The sequence below is a fragment of the Bradyrhizobium sp. GW821-FHT13H05 genome (assembly GCF_058804065.1).
On the sequence record NZ_JBXAPO010000005.1, the window covers coordinates 138,048 to 157,283 of the forward strand.

Here is a 19,236-nt window from a genome sequence, read left to right on the forward strand (position 1 = left end):
CAATGCCCCGCCTCATCTCTCCTCTCGCACTTGCCCTGGTCGGCCTCCTCCTGTTCGGCGACGGCGCCTACGTCCACGCCAAAGCCTGGCTCGCGCAGGTGCTGCTGGAGCGCGCATTCGACAGAAGCGTGGCGACGGGCCAGCCGGTCAAGCCGTGGTCGTGGGCCGATACCTGGCCGGTCGCCCGGATCGAGGTGAAGCGGATCGGCGCCAGCGCCATCGTGCTGGACGGCACCAGCGGCCAGGCGCTCGCTTTTGGACCCGGCCATCTCAACCAAACGGTTGATGCGGGCGAACGCGGCGTTGCCGTATATGCCGCACATCGCGACACACACTTCCGGTTCTTGCGGAATGTTGCCATTGGTGACGTCATCGAGATCACGCGCGCCGATGGCCAACACTTTCGCTATCGGGCGGATTCCTCCGCGGTCGTTCGTTTCGATGAGTCAGGCATCGATCCCGCAACGCAAGATGCCGAGCTCGTGCTCACGACCTGCTGGCCGTTCGACGCCGTCACGCCCGGCCCGGAGCGCTACATCCTGCATGCCACCCTGATCGGAACCGATGAATAGCGGTTCGCAGTCACGTCAAACGGCTGGGGAACCGCATCAATCGGTCCACTGAACTGGCGCCGCCGCCCGCAGACCTATAAGAATGACCGATTGATCTTTTGACGCCGCAATTTTCAGGGCAAACAGTAATGGACGACGGGTACAGGCAGCGTCTCGAACAGCGGTTGGAACTGCTGGAAAACCGGGTCGCGCTCCTGGAAAGGAATCTGGATCTCATCGCCGCCGGACAGCGACGCTCGTCGCTTCGAAGCCTCTGGCGTCGGCCGCCGATCTGGACATTCGAGCAATACCCGCCGCGCCTGCTCAACCTGACCGCACTCCCACCCGCACCGGCGCTGCCAGCAAATGCGCCGCGGATCGCGATGGTCACGCCCAGCTACAATCACGCGCAGTATCTCGGCGCCACGATCGAGAGTATCGTCAGCCAGAACTATCCAAACCTGTATTATCATGTACAGGATGGCGCCTCGATCGACGGCACGATCGATCTGTTGAAGAGGCATGGCGACAGCATCAGCTGGAAGAGCGCGCCGGACACGGGGCAGTCCAACGCCATCAATCTCGGCTTCGCCGGCATCGACAGCGAAATCATGGCTTACCTGAACAGCGACGACATGCTGCTACCGGGGACGCTGGCCTATGTCGCCAACTACTTCGCGTCCCATCCCGACGTCGACGTGGTCTACGGCCATCGCATCTTCGTCGATCGCGATGGGCTCGAGGTCGGACGCGCGGTGCTGCCGCCCCATGACGGCAAGGCGTTGCAATATGCCGACTATATTCCGCAAGAGACAATGTTCTGGCGCCGGCGCGTGTGGGACAGAATCGGTCCGATCGACGAGAGTTTCCACTATGCGATGGACTGGGACTTCATCTTGCGGGCGCAGGCGGCTGGCTTCAAGTTCGTACGCCTGCCGCGATTCCTCGCCTGCTTCCGAATCCATGATGCCCAGAAGACGGCCTCAACCTACGCGGTCGGCGTCAAGGAGATGGGCATCCTGCGGCGCCGTGTTCTCGGCTTCGATCCGACACAGCTGCAAATCCGCCGCGCCATCGCGCCCTATCTCACAAAGCAATTGGCCTATCACTACGCCTACCGGCTGAGCCTGCTGCGTCACTGAGCAGGCGGTTGTCAGCAGCCCCGGGCGCCGCAAGCGAGCCAGATCCGTTCGAGGCCGATGCCGAGCGGCCGCACGTCGGAGCTCAACGCCAGATCCGCGGGCGAGCGCGGATCGGATAGCGCGAGACTGATGGTCAACGTCCCGTCCTCGGCGATAGCGGCAGGATCGAGCATCAACCTGCGCAGGCCCGCGAACGCATCCATCGAAAAACTCAGTTGCTGGAGCGCTCCGTTGCCGACGCGGCAGACGACGCGCAGTTGCGGATTTCTCTCGGAGACGAAAGCCCGGCACGCCAGGACGAGCTCGACCGGGCGCGACGGAACCGGGCGGACCTCGAAGCGGAGCACGCAATTCCGGGCAACCGACCAGGTACCCCATTCCTCCGGCTCGCTCCATCCCTCGATCAGGGCGGCGACGCCGGCCCCGTCACGTGCGAACTCGAGTTCATCTGCGCCCAGGACAGGCGCGGATGCGGAAACCTCCAGTGCGTCCGGATCGAACGGCTGCTGATCCGGAACGAATTGCGCCAGCACGCGCACCGCATCCGCGATCGAATCGAGCCCAAGCGCAGAGCCGTCGAGCTCGTAGGCGACGCGGTTCAGTCCGGTTGCGCGGACGCCATGGCCAGGCAGCGGACGATCGGCAAGGCGTGCAGGAATGATGATGTCGGTGACGTCGAAGCCATGCGTGCGCGCGAGCTCACCGATGGTCTGCACGGTCTGATCATACAGGGGCGGACGATTGTTGATATCGGTCGCAAGCGCCTGCGCCAGCGCCCGGTAGTCGAGGCGCACGCGATCGTCATCCGCCAGCAGCAGGCGTTTGAGGACGAGCATGTCCTTGGCGATGAAGAGCTGGAGGGCGTTGAGATCGGGAAGCCGGGGGTCGCCGTCGATGGCTCCGAAATCGCGAGCACCCCGCGACGTCGCGAGAAGATCCATGGTCTCGAAGAACAGCGCGTGACCGGTGCTGTGCTGCGAAATGCCGGCCATGCCCAAAGGCCGCGACAGGCGGACGAAGCTGTCGGTCAGCGCGGCGTTGGCGATACCGGATGCAACATCCGGCGAAAGGCCGATGAAATACCGTCCGCCAATCGCACGCATCCGGTCGATGACGCTGCGGCGGACGAACGAATTGTAGATCATCGGCAGATAGGAATAGTGTGCCTGGAAGCCGAAGATGCGTGCCAGCTCGCGACGCGACGAGTTCAGCTTCACCGACGAGGTGAGGTCGATCTCGGCGAGCACCCGATTGCGGAACGCAGGATGGTAGTAGCTCGGCCAGTAATAGCTGTACGCGCGCCAGCTCAGCAGATCGATCTTCCCACCTACGAGAATGTCCGCGGCCGTCGCGCACGCATAGGGCATCAGGCCGTCGTCATCACCGATGAACGTGACGTACTCACCCGTGGCGTGGTCGAGCGCGGTCTCCCAATTGTCGGTCATGGTGAGGACGGCGTCGCTGGCAAAGTGCTTAAAGCGCGCATCCTTCAGGCCCGCGACGATCTCTGCAATCTCGCGATTGCCGCCATTGTTCTGGACGACGAACTCGCAGTCCACGTCGGCGGGCTGGCAGACCATGGTTGCCAGCGCGTGACGAAGCGTGTCGGGACGATTGAGACTCGGCACCACAACGGAGAGCAGCGGCATGAGCACCACTTGGAGAACGATCGCGCGGATTCCTAGCACTTCACCGGATCGTTCGCACTTTCGCCAAAAGTCTGGTGATGCTAGCCTTATCGCGGAGTACCGCACATTCCGCCTCGCGGCATGGAGTCCGTTACGATCAGTCCCGCGCGAACCCGGCGCATGACAGCGCGCTGCAACAAGAACAAAAGGTGAGGAAGCGCCATGGAAGCTCAGGTGTCTGCCATTTCTCCGCGTCCGTGGTCTCCACCGCCCGACGCCAGCGACATCGTCAAGGGCGTCCACGCCATGCTGCACCCGCACAACATCGTGCTGGTGGGCGCGACCGACAAACCCGGCAACTACGCCGAGCGCATTTGGAATAACCTGGTCAGATACGGCTACGAGGGCGGGCTCTATCCGGTCAACGCCAAGCGCGAGACGATCTGGGGCGTGCCGTGCTACAAGGACTTTGCCAGCCTGCCGGAAAAGCCCGATCACGTTCTGGTGCTGGTGCCTGCGCGCTTCGCCGTGCAGGTGATCCGTGACGCCGCCGCGGCCGGTGCGCGTTCGGCGACCATCGTCACCTCGGGCTTCAGCGAGTTGCAGGACGACGAGAGCCAGAAGCTCGCCGGAGAATTGCAGGCGGCGGTTCGCGAGACGGGACTTGCGGTCACAGGGCCGAATTGCCTCGGCAACTTAAGCGCCGGCGAAAAGCTCTTCACGAACATCGACGACCGTGTCGTCACCATGGAGCAGGGCGCGGTGGCGATCGCCGGACAATCCGGCGCCATCGTCATGGCGATCCGCCAGGCGTTGGAGGATCGCGGGGTCGGCGTCGGCTACATGGTCACGACCGGCAACGAGACCGGGCTCGAGACGCCCGACCTGATGCGCTATTTTGCGGAAGATCCGAGCATCAAGGTGATCGTGGTCTACCTCGAAGGCGTGCGCAACACCAAGGCGTTCCGTGACGCCTGCAAGGCAGCGCGTGCCGCGAGCAAGCCCGTGATCGCGCTCAAGCTCGGCGCGTCCGAGGGCGGCCGCGCCGCGGCGATGGCGCATACCGGCGCGCTCGCGGGCTCGATCGAGACGTTCGATGCCATCGCCACGCGCGAAGGAGTGATTCGGGTCGGCGGGCTCGACGAATTGATCGAGACCACGGAATGCTTCGTCCATTCTGCCGTCCCCAAAGGCGACCGGCTTGCCGCCGTCACGCTATCGGGCGGCAAGCGCGGCATGCTGCTCGACGCCTTCTATGCCGAAGGCCTGAATTTTGCACCGCTCAGCCCGCACGTCGGCTCTGAACTTGCGAAGATGCTTGGGCCGGGCTCGATCGTCGGCAATCCGCTCGACGCCGGCTTTGCCGCGGTCGTCGACCCGTCCGTCTATATGAAGTCGATCAAGCTTATGATCGACGATCCCGACATCGACATCGTCATCATCGATGCCGAGCTGCCCAAGGCCCCGCACGAGCAGCGCGAGCGTAACCTGCGCATGGTCAACGAGATGGCGAGCCAGGTCTCAAAGCCCGTGATCTACATCAGCGCGATGTCGATCGGCTTCACCGAATTCACCAAGGGCCTGCGCAAATCGCTCCCCAATCTCGCAGTCATGCAGGGCATGGACCGTGCGGTCACCGCGATCAAGTCGCTGCTCGCCTATGCGAAGCTGCGCAAGGAAGTGCCCGACATCGTCTCGGGCTCGAAGCCGGCCGCACGCGCTGTGCTGGAGAAGGCACTGAAATCGGCGACCGGCACCGCGCTCGACGAAGTCGCCTCGAAGAAGCTGCTGAAGGCCTATGGCATTCCGACCTCGAAGGAAGCGATCGCCCAGACGGCGGCCGAGGCGACGAAGATCGCCAAGCAGATCGGCTTTCCCGTCGTGGCAAAACTCGTCAGTGCCGAGATCCTGCACAAATCCGACATTGGCGGCGTGGTGCTGAACCTCAACAGCGCGGCCGAGGTGAAGAAGGCATTCACCGACATCACCGCGCGGGTGGGGAAGCTGAAGGGCAAGCCGAAGCTCGACGGCATCCTGATCGCGCAGCAGGTCAAGGCCGATCTCGAGCTCGTGGTTGGCGCCTCGCTCGATGCCGAGATGGGCCCGGTCGTGCTGTTCGGCACCGGCGGCATCGATATCGAGCTGATGAAGGACGTCGCGCTCGCCGGCGCGCCGCTGGACGAGGCCGAGGCGCGGCTCTTGATCGGCCGCACCAAGGCCGGCATCAAGATGCGCGGCTATCGCGGCAAGCCGGCGTTGCACGAGGCTTCCACGGTGAAAGCTCTGGTCGGCCTGTCCAACCTGATCGCCGATGCCGGCGACCGGATCGCCTCGATCGACATCAATCCGTTCCTGATCAATACCAGGACGGGTGTGGCCGTCGACGCGCTGATCGTGCTGAACAATGCGGCCGCCAAACGCGCCGCCGGACATTGATGTCGCATAGGGCGGATTATCGCAGCGTAATCCGCCAATTCGGTTCATGCACGCACGAGGCTTTGGCGGGTTACGCTTCGCTACCCCCCTACGTACCATTGCAGCTCCTTCCAACTTCCCCGCTTTGGCCGTAGAATCGCCTTATGGCACGCGCGAGCAATCTGGTGATCGGAACGGCGACGCTGGCGGTGATCGCCGTGGCGTTCGGCGGCCTGCTCGGCGTGCAGAAATGGCGCGCCGCCCAAAGCCGGAGTCAGTTGCGTGTCGTGTTCGAAGGCGGTTCCGCCAGCGGTCTGCGCCGCGGCGGGCCGGTCAATTTCGACGGCGTGCTCGCCGGTCAGATCCTGTCGATCAAGCTGGACAATCCCCGCAAGGTCGTGGCGCTGGTCATGCTCGACAACTCCGCGCCGATCCGCAAGGATACCGTCGCAGGCATCGAATTCCAGGGCCTTACCGGCGTCGCCGCGGTCTCCTTGATCGGCGGAGCGCCCTCCGCACCGCCGGTGCCGCTGGATTCGGACGGCATTCCCGTGCTCACCGCCGATCTCAGCGACGTCGAATCCATCGTCGATACCCTGCACAGCGTCGACCGCACCATCGTGAGCAACGCTCCTGCGATCAAGGAGGGCCTGCGCACATTCGAGACGTATACCGCCGATCTCAGGAGCAAGGGCGGCGAGATCGATGCCGTCATGGCCAAGGTCGACAGCGCCTTCGCAGGCTTCGACAAGGCGGTCACCAAGATCGAGAGCGTGGTACCAGGCTTCGTCGACGGCAAGGCCGACGAGCTGTTCGAGAAGATCAAGGGGTTGCACGAGCTCGCCGACACCATGAAGAAGAAATCCGCTGGTTTCCTCGAGGACACCCGCCGCAGCCTGCTCGACGTCAGCGAGGCCGCGAACAAGATGGCTGGCACGCCCCCCTCGCCTGCCGCCGCCGCGCGCCCGCCGCGCAAGCCCACGCAGAAGAAGCAGTAGAGCCTACCACGCGTAGCGCACCACGCCCTTGCCGGCGTAGGAACGCGTGACGTTCGAGAACTCGCCCTCGAAGGTTGCCGACGCAGACCAGCCGTTCATCCAGTTCATCTGCACCGCCGCCGTGGTCAGCGCGGAATCGCGCGACTGGGCGGCGCCATTCACGACGAAGGCCGTGCCCGGCAGCGTCTGGAATACCGCGCCGACGGTGCGATCCGGGTTGAAATCATGCGCCCAGGCGAGCCGGCCCCGCAGGGTCATCAGGCCGCCGGCCGCAGCAAACGACTTGTCCGCGCGAAAACCGAGCTCGGTGCGGGTGCTGGTCACGTCCTTGGCGGCATAGTTGAGCGCGAAGGCGTTGTTGCCGACCACCGCGAACTCCGAATAGCTCGGCAGGCTGAACAGGGTCGCCTGGGCCGCAGCATAGGGCGTCAGGCCGATCCACGGCGTGGCGTAGCGGTAGCCGCCCTCGACACGGCCCGAGACGGCGTTGGCGTTGAACTGCGCACGCAACTGATCGACGCCCGCGGCCGTGACGATGCGATTCGTCGTGACGTCCTGCCAGCCATAGGCCAGCGCGGCCGTGATATAGGCGGGTCCCGCCGTGTGACGCACGAAAGCGCCGGCCTGGAACAGGTCGGAGCGGCCCCAGCCGAGTCCATTGACGTTGAAACCGGTGCCGCCGCCGGCAAGCGCAAAGCCGGCGATCGTCGACGGCGAGAAGCGATAGTCGAGGCCAACGGCAGTGCCATAGACGCTGCTGCTGGTGTTGTTGGCGCCGAGGGCGGCGTTGCCGTCGGTGCTCTGCGAGCCTCCGTAGCCGGCCGCCCACACGTCCCAGCGCTGCTCGAACGCCGTGGGCGGCGCCTTGCGGTAGATCGAGGCGAAGGCGTCGCGCGCATTCTTGTCACGGGTGGTCTTGCCGGTCGCGGCATAGGCATTCGCGCCGGTGTCGTCGGCATAGGGCGTTGCACCCGGCGTGCCGCTGCGGCCTGAGCCAAACGCATCGGTCAGCAGGCCGAGGAACAAATTCATCGCATTGAAGGTGGTCTGCTGCGCACCGGTTGCGGATTCGCCGGAGGCCTGCGTCAGACCATTCGGCGATAGCGAGACAAAGGCCGCGCCAATGCCACCATTCGCGTTGAAGAAATTCGTCAGCGTATTGGCGACGTTGGTCTGGTTGGCATTGAGATTACCCTTGGCGCCATAATTCAACGCGAAATTCAGGTAGACGTTATTGGCGTCGTAGCTGAGCGTGGCTGTCGCTCCCGGTATGCCGGTGGTATCGACGCCGCTGAATGCGCCGCTGCGGCCGCTCGTCGCGGTGAGGATCGTATACTTCTTGGACAGCGTCGCGCCGGCCGCGAGGCTTACACCGACCGAACCATCGAGCGTCGCGCTGCCGGTCACACTGGCGAAGCTTGAGGTGGTCGAGTTTACGCTGACAAGATAAAGCGCACCCGACTGGAAGGCGAGATTGCCCGCGATGTTCATCGACGTCCCCGCCGTGCCGCTGCCGGGCAGGAAGATACCACCACTCGTGATCGTGGTATTGCCGACAGTGCCGACGCCCGTCAGCGCGCCGCCGCCATTCACGGTGGTCAGGATCGACGAGGCGATCGAGCCGTCGACTTGCAGGATACCGCCGTTGACGGTCGTGCTGCCGGTATAGGTGTTGACGCCGGACAGAGCCAGCGTGCCCGCTCCGACCTTCTCGAGACTGCCCGGGCCGGGCCCGCCGCAGCCGCACGGATTGGTGTCCGCGATCACGCCGCTGACCATGGTCGACAGATTGTTGCCGCCGACCACCAGCGTGTTGCCGGCGCCGATGTAGTAGGATCCGGAGCCCGCAATCGAACCCACGGGAATGCGGCCGTCGCCGTTCGGCCCAAGGCTTTCCGAGAAATCGACAAAGCCGGTGCCGTTGGTGATGAACTGCGCGGCGCCGCCGGTCGAATTGTCGAAGAAGTAGACCGCGCCGCCGGCATTGGTGGTGATGACCGCATTGCCCGCCGTGGCGAAGGCGTTGAAGTCGGTTTCGCCGCCATTGTTGTTGGTGATCACGGCATTGCCGGCGGTCGGCGCGTCCGTACCAAACGGCTGGCCGAACGAGGTAATTCCGCCCGTGTTGGTGATGTTTGCACCCGATGCCGACGACTGGTCGACGAACACGGTTCCGCCGCCATTGCGGTTGGTGATCGTGGCGGTACCGGCATTGGTCGACGCGGCAAAGATCGTGCCCGCACCATTGTTGTCGATATTGGCGTTGCCGGCGGTCGCGGTGTCGGTGCCGCCATTGGTGCCGAACAGCGTGACGCTGCCGCCCTGGTTCTTGATCGTGGAATTGCCGGCGCTGCTCGCATCCAGGAACGCGACTGCACCGACATTCTTGTTGGTGATGGTCATCGTGCCGGCGGTCGTCGTATTCGTGAACGTGGTGAAGCCACCATCATTGGTCAGCGTCGTGATGCCCGACGTATCGGCATTGACGAAAGCAAGGAGACCTTCATTGGTGACGTGGCCTATAATCGAGGCCATGTGGGTGGAATCGCCGAGCACCAGGCTGCCGCAAGAGCAGATCAACGTGCCGCCGGTATAGGTGTTGGTGCCGAGCAGCGTGACGACGCCGAGCCCACTGAACGTGCCATCCAGCACCGTCAGCTTGCCGGGACCGTTGCCGTCGCTGATGTTGCCGGCGATCGTCAGCGAGACGCCGTTGGCGTCGATCGCGCCGCCGGCCGGTGTGTTGTTGATCTTGAATCTATTTGTGAAGATGAGGTCGCTGGCACCGTCAGCCTGGAACAGGCCACCGTCGAGCGTCACGTCGCCGGACGACACAGACGTGCCACTCGTGACTTGTAACGTGCCCGACGTGATGATCGTCCCGCCGATATAGGAGTTGCCCGCGCCCAGCACAGTGGTTCCCGAGCCCAGCTGTACGACATTGCCGGTGCCACTTATGACCGCATTAAAAACCAGGGTATCGGAGCGATTGAAGGCCAGCGTACCGCCGTTGTTGACCGTGCTCGACCCGATATTGCCGCTTGTTCCTCCGTTACCAAGCTCCAATGTGCCCGCAGCGATCACCGTCCCGTTGGAATAGGTATTGTCCGCCGTCAGCGTCACCTTTCCATTCCCGAATTTGCTGACGCCGCCATTCCCGCTGATGAGTCCGTCAAAAACGATGTCGTCCGACCTGTTGAATGTGAGCAAGCCGTTGTTCAGGATATCGCCGACGATGCTGCCGCTGGTGCCTCCGCCAGCACCGCTGCCCAGCACCAGCACCCCCGACGATATCGTCGTGCCGCCCGTATAGGTGTTGTTTCCCGTCAGGATGGTGAAGCCAGTGAACGTGTTTTGAATGGTCACGGACCCACCACCGGAAATCGTTCCGCTATAGGTCAGACTATTCGATCGGGAGAACACCAGGCTTCCGTCGTTCAGAACGTCGCCGACGATCGAGCCAGTTGTGCCGCCGTTCCCGATCTGCAGCGTGCCCGCGCTGATCGTGGTGCCGCCGGTGTAGGTATTGGTCCCGGTCAGGATCAGCGTGCTGGATCCCGCCTGCCTCAACTGGACACCGGCCACCGCCTCACCGAGGTTATTGGCGATGGAAATCGTTTGGCCGGCATTGGCGTTGTTGACGATGCCGGCGCCCGCGCCTGCCTGGCTGAAAGTCACGTCATTGCCGCTGATTGTGTAGGATTGCGAATTGGCGTTGAACGTCCAGGAATCGGGCGACACAAAGCCGGTCGCGATCGATGCGGAGCCGGTGGCACCAAAAATTGCCGACTGCCCCGCAGATACCGGCGGCGCGCCACCGGGCGGGTTGGACCAATTGGTATCCAGTTGATAACCGGTCGTGGTTGTCGTGCTACCGGTGCCACCCCACGTAAAACTCTGAGCGTGCGCGGCACTGCCGAACCCAAGACACGCAATCGCCGAAACGAGCTGAGTGAGCAGAAGGGCAAAGGCGCTTCCGCGCAGTCGATCGCGTTCGCCAGTTCGCAACTGAATCGGCACGCCCCACCCCCAACGCCACGTGCGCCTTACGGCGCTACCGGGCGATGGTTAGCACGTCGTGTTCCGTAATTTTGCGGGCATGTTTCCGAATCTTGCCATGTTGCCCGGAAAACGGGAACTTTCAGGCTCGGTGTTGTACCCGCGCAACGCTTATGTAGCCCCTATTCGCAACCAGAGCACGATTCCGGCCGCTCCGATCAGGCGGTCGGTGCCCTCAATAATTGCTGGCGCCCGCCCCGTTCGGGATGCCGTCGATCGGGCACTCGTCGGTGCCCGGCGTCGAGCGGGTCATCGCCTCGACCATGTCGCGGGTGCCTTCGGGATCGGCGATCCAGTTCTTGTAGAAATCATAGGGGCAGGCCGCGACGCCGCGCGGGCTTTCGCCGGAATTGATCATGCCGGTGTAGCCGCGGTGGACAAGCTTGTAGAGATGGTTCTGCGACTGACCGTTGCGGCGCGCGTCGCGGATCAGATGTTTCGAGAGCTGCGCGTACTGGATGCCGTAGTCCTCCTCACCGCACTCGCCGAGGGTACGGCCGTCGAAGCCGATGATCGCGGAGTGGCCGAAATAGGAGTAGACGCCATCGAAGCCGGCGGCGTTGGCGACCGCGACATAGACATTGTTGGCCCACGCCATCGCCTTGGAAATCAGGATCTGCTGCTCCTTGGCCGGATACATGTAGCCCTGGCAACGTACGATCAGTTCGGCGCCCTTCATGGCGCAGTCGCGCCAGATCTCCGGAAAATTGCCGTCGTCGCAGATGATCAGGCTGACCTTCATCCCCTTCGGGCCGTCGGAGACGTAAGTGCAATTGCCGGGATACCAGCCCTCGATCGGCACCCACGGCATGATCTTGCGGTATTTCTGGACGATCTCACCCTTGTCGTTCATCAGAATCAGGGTGTTGTAGGGCGCCTTGTGGGGATGCTCCTCGTGACGTTCGCCGGTGAGCGAGAATACGCCCCACACTTTTGCCTTGCGGCAGGCCTCAGCAAAAATCGCAGTCTCTTCACCGGGCACGGCCGAGGCGGTCTCGTACATCTCCCTGGAGTCGTACATGATGCCCTGGGTGGAATATTCCGGGAAGATCACGAGATCCATGCCGGGAAGACCAGCCTTCATGCCCACCAGCATGTCCGCAATCTTGCGCGCGTTGTCGAGCACCTCGGCCTTGGTGTGCAGGCGGGGCATCTTGTAGTTCACCACTGCGACGCCGACGGTGTCGTTGCTGCTGGAAATGTCACCGTGAAGCATTTTGAGCGCTCCTGTCTTTTATTCGTTTGAAGTCATCGCGTGTGTTAGTGGCTGATCATCCAGGGACGCGCGGTCGGAAAACCCTTGGCGCCGCTCCTGGTCTTGGTCACCAGCCGCGCCGGCTTTTTCCTGTCCGACGAACTCTTGTCCTTCACGGTCTTGCCCGAGGAGCAGCAGCCGCAACCCGGTCCGTGCGAGGCCTTGTATTGTGCAAGCGTCTGCGGCGCGTGCGTGCTGCGCTCGTTGACGGCGTGCGCCTTGCGCTTGTCCGCCGGCATGCAGAAGAAGTTTGGTGCGGTCAGGATCACCCGCGGCGCCATCGTCTCGCAGTGCGGACAACTTTGCGGATCGTCGCATTCCGCCATCGGGCGCAGATCCTTGAACGGACCGCAGTCGTCACAGAGATATTCATAGACCGGCATCGCATCATCCCTACGCTATGGTCTGTTCAACACAGCACGCTGCCACCGTTCGTGCGGAGACAGCCCCTCACCCCGACCCTCTCCCCGTAAGGACGGGGAGAGGGAGAGTGCCGACTATTTGTCCGGCGAGATCGGCATCTGGATATCGCCGGTGATGTGCTTGATGGGTCCTGCCGCCGACGGCATCACGTCAAAGTCGAAGATTTCCGTCGGCAGCCACAGCGTGGCGCAGGCGTTGGGCACGTCGACCACGCCGGAGATGTGACCCTGGCACGGCGCGGTGCCGAGGATCGAATAGGCCTGCGCACCGGAATAGCCAAACTTCTTCAGGTACTCGATCGCGTTGAGGCAGGCCTGGCGATAGGCGATGTGGACGTCGAGATAGTGCTGCTTGCCCTGCTCGTCGACCGAGATGCCTTCGAAGATCAGATAGTCCTTGTAGTTCGGCGTGATCGGCGACGGCTTGAAGATCGGGTTCTTGATGCCGTATTTCGCCATGCCGTCCTTGATCACCTCGACCTTCAGATGCAGCCAGCCGGCCATCTCGATGGCGCCGCAGAAGGTGATCTCGCCATCGCCCTGGCTGAAGTGCAGGTCGCCCATCGACAGACCCGCGCCGGGCACATAGACCGGGAAATAGATCTTCGAGCCACGCGAGAGATCCTTGATGTCGCAATTGCCGCCATGCTCGCGCGGCGGCACCGTGCGCGCACCTTCCGCACCAATCTTGGCCTTGACGTCGCCCTTGGCGCGGCCGCCATGGGCGGTCGCAGCAAACGGCGGGTTGGCAAGGCCGGGCACGCGGGTCGGGTTGGTCGAGATCAGCTCGGCCTCGCGCTTGTTCCAGGTCTCCAGCATCTTCGGATCGGGCAGACAGCCGATCAGACCGGGATGGATCAGGCCGGCGAAGTTGACGCCCGGCACGTGGCGCGACGAGGTGTAGAGACCCTTGATGTCCCAGATCGACTTCTGCGCCAGCGGGAAATGGTCGGTCAGGAAGCCGCCGCCGTTCTGCTTGGAGAAGAAGCCGTTGAAGCCCCACAGGCTCTCCTTCATCGGGCCGACGTCGAGCAGGTCGACGACGAGGAGGTCGCCGGGCTCGGCGCCCTTGACGCCGATCGGGCCGGACAGGAAGTGCACGATCGACAGGTCGATGTCGCGCACGTCATCGGCGGAATCGTTGTTCTTGATGAAGCCGCCGGTCCAGTCATAGGTCTCGATGATGAAGTCATCGCCGGGATTGACCCAGGCCACGATCGGGATGTCGGGGTGCCAGCGGTTATGCACCATGTCATTTTCGTAAGCCGACTTGGTGAGATCGACCTTGATCAGTGTCTCTGGCATCGAGAAGCTCCCCTTTTACACGGTTGGTTAGACGGACAGATATTTCGAGACCTGCGCGGCATCGACGCTGTCGCGCGGGTCATCACGCACGATCTCGCCGTTCTCGATCACCAGCACGCGGTCGGCGATATCGAGCGCAAAGCTCAGGACCTGCTCGGACACGACGATCGAGAGGCCCTTTTCGTCACGGATGCGCTTGAGGGTGCGCGCCATCTCCTTGATGATCGACGGCTGGATGCCTTCGGTCGGCTCGTCCAGCAGGAGTACTTTCGGCTTGGTGGCGAGCGCGCGGGCGATCGCGAGCTGCTGCTGCTGGCCGCCGGAGAGATTGCCGCCGCGGCGGCCTTTCATCTCCAGCAGCACCGGGAACAATTCGTAGATGTCAGCCGGCACCTCGGTCCCGCCGGAGACAACGAGACCGGTCTCGATGTTCTCCTTCACCGTCATGGTCGAGAAGATCATGCGGCCCTGCGGCACATAGGCGAGGCCCTTTGCCACTCGCTCGTAGCTCGGCAGGTTGCCGAGCTCAGCACCGTCCATGCTGACCGACCCGCTCTTGGTGGGCAGAATGCCCATCAGCGACTTCATCAGCGTGGTCTTGCCCATGCCGTTGCGGCCCATGATCGCCACGATCTCGTTCGCGGCGACCTTGACGTTGAGCCCGTGCAGCACCTCGCTCTGGCCGTAGGCGACGTGGAGGTCGGAGATTGCCAGCATGATCGCGCTCCTAAGCTCGGTGTGTCTCCCTTCTCCCCTTGTGGGAGAAGGTGGCGCGGGCGCAGCCCGCGACGGATGAGGGGTCTGCATCCGCGGATGCTCGAGGCAGTTTGACGCGCGGAGAGATACCCCTCACCCGGATCGCTCGCGCGATCCGACCTCTCCCACAAGGGGAGAGGTGCACCGTCCAAGCCGCAGTTGTTTCACTAGCCTCCGCCATCCGTCAGTGCCCCAGATAAACTTCGACGACCTTGGGATCATTCTTCACCTTCTCCATGGTGCCCTCGGAGAGGATCTGGCCCTGGTGAAGCACAGTGACCTTGTGCGCGATGTCCTCGACGAACTTCATGTCGTGCTCGATCACCAGCACCGAACGGTTCTTGATGATGCGGTTGAGCAGCTCGGCGGTCTTGGCGCGTTCGGATACGCTCATGCCGGCGACGGGCTCGTCGAGCATCAGCAAGTCCGGATCCTGGATCAGCAGCATGCCGATCTCGAGCCACTGCTTCTGGCCGTGACTGAGCAGATCGGCATTCATGTTCAGACGGTCCTTCAGGAAGATCATCTCGGCGACTTCATGCACCCGGTCGCGCACGGCGGCGTCGCGGGTGAAGGTCAGCGCACCGAACACAGAGCGCCCGCGCGGATACGAGATCTCCAGATTCTCGAACACGGTGAGATCGTCGTAGATCGACGGGTTCTGGAATTTGCGACCGACGCCGGTCTTGACGATCTCGTTTTCCTTCATCCGCGTCAGCTCCTTGCCACGGAACTGGATCGAGCCTGATGTCGCTTTGGTCTTGCCGCAGATCAGATCGAGCACCGTGGTCTTGCCGGCGCCGTTGGGGCCGATGATGACGCGGATTTCGTTCTCGTCGACGTAGAAGGAGAGATCGTTGACCGCCTTGAACCCGTCGAATGACACGGTCAGGGCTTCGACAGCGAGCAGGAATTCCTTGGGCTGATGACCGACGAGCATGATCTATCTCCTCACTACCAGCGTGGCATCGGCATCGTGATGACCGACGAGCATGATCTATCTCCTCACTGCCAGCATGACATCGGCATCGTGATGACCGACGAGCATGATCTATCTCCTCACTACCAGCGTGGCATCGGCATCGTGGTGACCGACGAGCATGATGATCTCCTCACTCCGCCGGGGCGCCGTCGGCGACGGAGCTGTCGGTCCAACCTTCGGGTTTCGGTTTGCGCGACGAGATCAGGCGATCGATGCGCGGCTGCACATAATCGCCCCAGATCCCGGCAAGACCGTTCGGGAAGGCCAGGACCACGGCGATGAACAAGCCGCCGAGGCCGAACAGCCACAATTCGGGGAACGTTTCCGAGAGACTGGTCTTGGCGAAATTGACCAGAAGCGTGCCGTAGACCGCGCCGAGGATCGACAACCGGCCGCCGACCGCCGTGTAGATCACCATCTCGATCGAGGGCACGATGCCGACGAAGGACGGCGACATGAACCCGACATTGAGCGCGAACATGGCGCCGCCGATCGCGGCAAACACGGCGGCGATGCAGAAAGCAAAGATCTTGAAATTCGCGACGCTGTAGCCGGAGAAGCGGACGCGGTCCTCCTTCTCACGCATCGCGACCAGGATGCGTCCGAGCTTGGAGTGTCGGACGAACTGCGCGATCATGATGCAAGTGAGCAGCAGACCAACTTCGAAGAAATACAGCACGATCTTGGCGTGGTCCGGCCGGATGTCCCATCCCTTCAGCGTCCGCAGGTCGGTCATGCCGTTGATGCCGCCGGTGTAGCCCTGCTGTCCCACGATCAGGATGGTCAGGATGGCCGCGACCGCCTGGGTGATGATGGCGAAATAGGTGCCGCCGACCCGGCGCTTGAACATCGCGGTCCCGATGATGAGAGCGAAAATGCCTGGCACAAGGATGATGGCGGCGATGGTGAAAGTCAGGCTGCTGAAGGGCTTCCAGAACAGCGGCAACGCGGTGATCTGATTCCAGTCCATGAAATCAGGAATGCCCGGCGTCGACTGGATCTTGGTGTTCTCCACGCTCGATGCCTCGAGCTTGAGGAACATCGCCATGCAGTAACCGCCGAGCCCGAAGAACACGCCCTGGCCGAGGCTGAGAATGCCGCCATAACCCCAGCAGATCACCAGGCCGAGCGCGACGAAGGCGTAGGTCAGATATTTCGCGACCAGATTGAGCCTGAAGACATCCAGCGTGAGCGGCAGGACCACCACAAGGAAGACCGCGAGCACCAGAATTCCGATCAGCTCCGATCGATTGAAGAACCGATTGTCGGTCATTGCATCAGCCTTCCGTTTCTCACTTGCGGACCTTGAGGGCGAACAGCCCCTGCGGCCGCAGCATCAGGATTCCGACAACGGCGAGCAGCGTCAGCACCTTGGCCATCGAGCCCGACATGAAAAACTCGAGGGTGGATTGCGTCTGCGAGATCGAGAAGGCCGAGGCGATGGTGCCGAGCAGGCTTGCGGCGCCGCCGAACACGACCACCAGGAACGTATCGACGATGTAGAGCTGTCCTGATGTCGGCCCGGTCGAGCCGATCATGGTGAAGGCGCTGCCAGCGATGCCGGCGATGCCGCAGCCGAGGCCGTAAGTATAGCGATCAACCTTCTCGGTATTGATGCCGACGGCGCCGGCCATGATGCGATTTTGCACCACCGCGCGGACCTGGCGGCCCCAGCGCGATTTGTACATCACGTAGGCGACGGCGACGGTGATCAGCACGGTGAGGCACATCACGAAGACGCCGTTGATCGGCACCTCGATGCTGTCGGTGACGTGCAGCGAGCCGAGCATCCATTGCGGCAGCTCGACGCCGACCTCGCGCGCGCCGAACACGGACCGATAGGCCTGCTGGAGCATCAGGCTGAGACCCCAGGTCGCGAGCAGCGTATCGAGCGGGCGCTTGTAGAGATGGCGTATCAGCACCCATTCCACCAACATTCCCAGCGCACCGGATGCGACAAAGGCCAGGATCATTGCGAGGAAGAAGTAGCCGCTGAACAGGCTCGGCAAATAGGTCTGGAAGAAATTCGACGTCATCCAGGTGACGTAGGCCCCGAGGATCATGAACTCGCCATGGGCCATGTTGATGACGCCCATCTGGCCGAAGATGATGGCAAGACCGAGCGCCATCAGGACGTAGACCGAGAACAGGATCAGTCCCGCAAAACCCTGCATGACGAAGATGGAGCCAAGATCACCAAGCGAATAGTCGCCGAACATCGATGTCCTCCGTCGGGGGTAAGGTCCCGCGTCGCGAGCAGGTTCGCGACGCGGGGGTCTTGGGCGTGGATTTGCTGTCCACGCCAGGGAGCTGCTTGATCTCGGGAGAAAGCGCGACGAATGCCGCGACTAACGCTTCTTACTGGTAGCCCTTGGGGAACGGATCCGGCTCGACGAGATCGGCGGTCTCGTAGATCAGCTCGAACTGGCCATCGAGCTTGGCGCGTCCCACCCGGGTCTTCGACCAGAGGTGATGGTTTTCGTGGATGCGCACATAGCCTTCCGGAGCACCCTTGAACTCGACGCCCGGCGAAGCCGCCGCGATCTTGTCGACGTCGAAGGAGCCGGCCTTCTCGACCGTCAACTTCCACAGCCACGGGCCAAGATAGGCAGCCTGGGTGACGTCTCCGATCACGGTCTTCTCGCCCCACATCTTCTTGAACGCGGGCACGAAAGCCTTGTTGTTCGCATTGTCGAGCGACTGGAAGTACTTCATGCAGGCATAGGCGCCCGCAATGTTCTCACCGCCGATGCCATCGATCTCGTCTTCGGTCACCGAGATCGTCAGCAGCGCCTGCTTGGAGAGGTCGATGCCGGCCGCCTTAAGCTGCTTGTAGAACGCGACGTTGGAGCCGCCGACGACGTCGGTGAAGATCACGTCGGGCTTGGTCAGCTTGATCTTGTTGATGACCGAATTGAACTGGGTGTTGCCGAGCGGATAATATTCTTCGCCGACGACCTTGCCCTTCAGCACGTTCTCGACATGCTTGCGCGCGATCTTGTTCGAGGTGCGCGGCCAGATGTAATCCGAGCCGATGAAGAAGAACGACTTGGCGCCTTTCTCCTTGGCGATCCAGTTCAGGCCGGCGAGAATCTGCTGGGTCGCTTCCTGGCCGGTGTAGATCACGTTCTTAGACTGCTCGAGGCCTTCATAGAAGGTCGGGTAGTAGAGCATGCCGTTGTACTGCTCCATGACCGGCAGCACCGCCTTGCGCGAGGCCGAAGTCCAGCAACCCATGATCGCCGCGACCTTGTCGTTCACGAGCAGCTTCTTGGCCTTTTCGGCAAACGTCGGCCAGTCGCTGGCGCCGTCTTCCTGGATGAACTTGATCTTGCGGCCGAGCACGCCGCCCATGGCGTTGATCTGCTCGATGGCGAGCTTTTCGGCCTCGATCGAGCCGGTCTCGGAGATCGCCATGGTGCCGGTCGCCGAATGCAGGATGCCGACCGTCACCTCGGTGTCGGTGACCGCGAGACCCGTGGTGTTGACCGCCGAGGTCGCCGGGGCCTGCGCAAACGACGCCTTCGGCAGCATCGTGATGGCCGGCACGGCGGCCATTCCCATCAATAGTTTGCGCCGGAGCGGCGACAACAAGCCCTTGTTTGCTTCGTCTGACATGAGCACCCCACTGTTTGTTCGAGGACACGCGATTGGTGCCGTGAGGATGGCTCGAATTTGTGCAGCGCAAGCATACGCAAGATCGCGTATACTGCACCGCAAAAT

At 62.6% G+C, this 19,236-nt stretch carries 14 protein-coding genes; 4 read left to right on the plus strand and 10 right to left on the minus strand.

Annotated features, from left to right (window positions below):
• Positions 1-2 precede the first annotated feature (2 nt).
• Entirely contained in the window at positions 3-572 is a 570-nt protein-coding gene (locus AC1RR3_RS17405) for a class GN sortase (protein ID WP_492824343.1), read from the plus strand.
• 128 nt (positions 573-700) lie between these two features.
• Positions 701-1,693 (plus strand): glycosyltransferase family 2 protein, encoded by a 993-nt coding sequence (locus AC1RR3_RS17410; RefSeq protein ID WP_492824344.1) that lies wholly within the window; start codon positions 701-703, stop codon positions 1,691-1,693.
• An 11-nt stretch (positions 1,694-1,704) separates the two neighbouring features.
• Here the strand turns inward: AC1RR3_RS17410 and AC1RR3_RS17415 are convergent, their stop codons facing one another.
• The gene (locus tag AC1RR3_RS17415; protein WP_492824345.1) at positions 1,705-3,624 is read right to left on the minus strand and encodes a glycosyltransferase family 2 protein; all 1,920 of its coding nucleotides are present in this window, start codon (positions 3,622-3,624) and stop codon (positions 1,705-1,707) included.
• On the opposite strand from AC1RR3_RS17415, the gene AC1RR3_RS17420 reads away from it, so the two are divergent.
• Together AC1RR3_RS17420 and AC1RR3_RS17425 are read left to right on the plus strand one after the other, a co-directional pair.
• Positions 3,544-5,757, plus strand: a complete 2,214-nt coding sequence (locus tag AC1RR3_RS17420; RefSeq protein WP_492824346.1) for an acetate--CoA ligase family protein — start codon at positions 3,544-3,546, stop codon at positions 5,755-5,757. The two genes, AC1RR3_RS17415 and AC1RR3_RS17420, sit on opposite strands and share 81 nt — an antisense overlap.
• A 143-nt stretch (positions 5,758-5,900) precedes the next feature.
• On the plus strand, positions 5,901-6,734 hold the full coding sequence (locus AC1RR3_RS17425) for an MlaD family protein (protein WP_492824347.1): 834 nt from the start codon (positions 5,901-5,903) through the stop codon (positions 6,732-6,734).
• Between the two features lie 3 nt (positions 6,735-6,737).
• On the opposite strand, the gene AC1RR3_RS17430 is transcribed toward AC1RR3_RS17425, so the two are convergent.
• The 9 genes from AC1RR3_RS17430 to urtA form a co-directional block, all read right to left on the minus strand.
• The gene (locus AC1RR3_RS17430; protein ID WP_492824348.1) at positions 6,738-10,475 is read right to left on the minus strand and encodes an autotransporter domain-containing protein; all 3,738 of its coding nucleotides are present in this window, start codon (positions 10,473-10,475) and stop codon (positions 6,738-6,740) included.
• A gap of 493 nt (positions 10,476-10,968) precedes the next feature.
• Positions 10,969-12,009, minus strand: a complete 1,041-nt coding sequence (locus tag AC1RR3_RS17435; protein ID WP_492824349.1) for an aliphatic amidase — start codon at positions 12,007-12,009, stop codon at positions 10,969-10,971.
• 44 nt (positions 12,010-12,053) lie between these two features.
• On the minus strand, positions 12,054-12,431 hold the full coding sequence (locus AC1RR3_RS17440) for an FmdB family zinc ribbon protein (protein ID WP_492824350.1): 378 nt from the start codon (positions 12,429-12,431) through the stop codon (positions 12,054-12,056).
• A gap of 114 nt (positions 12,432-12,545) precedes the next feature.
• The gene (gene fmdA, locus AC1RR3_RS17445; RefSeq protein ID WP_008138949.1) at positions 12,546-13,775 is read right to left on the minus strand and encodes a formamidase; all 1,230 of its coding nucleotides are present in this window, start codon (positions 13,773-13,775) and stop codon (positions 12,546-12,548) included.
• 27 nt (positions 13,776-13,802) lie between these two features.
• Complete coding sequence (urtE, locus tag AC1RR3_RS17450) at positions 13,803-14,492, minus strand: urea ABC transporter ATP-binding subunit UrtE (protein WP_492824351.1); 690 nt, start codon at positions 14,490-14,492, stop codon at positions 13,803-13,805.
• A gap of 223 nt (positions 14,493-14,715) precedes the next feature.
• The gene (gene urtD / locus AC1RR3_RS17455; RefSeq protein WP_271581475.1) at positions 14,716-15,471 is read right to left on the minus strand and encodes an urea ABC transporter ATP-binding protein UrtD; all 756 of its coding nucleotides are present in this window, start codon (positions 15,469-15,471) and stop codon (positions 14,716-14,718) included.
• 172 nt (positions 15,472-15,643) lie between these two features.
• Positions 15,644-16,786, minus strand: a complete 1,143-nt coding sequence (urtC, locus tag AC1RR3_RS17460) for an urea ABC transporter permease subunit UrtC (RefSeq protein WP_492824352.1) — start codon at positions 16,784-16,786, stop codon at positions 15,644-15,646.
• 19 nt (positions 16,787-16,805) lie between these two features.
• Positions 16,806-17,732, minus strand: a complete 927-nt coding sequence (gene urtB, locus AC1RR3_RS17465; protein WP_492824353.1) for an urea ABC transporter permease subunit UrtB — start codon at positions 17,730-17,732, stop codon at positions 16,806-16,808.
• Between the two features lie 139 nt (positions 17,733-17,871).
• The gene (urtA, locus tag AC1RR3_RS17470) at positions 17,872-19,131 is read right to left on the minus strand and encodes an urea ABC transporter substrate-binding protein (protein WP_492824354.1); all 1,260 of its coding nucleotides are present in this window, start codon (positions 19,129-19,131) and stop codon (positions 17,872-17,874) included.
• Between the last annotated feature and the right edge of the window lie 105 nt (positions 19,132-19,236).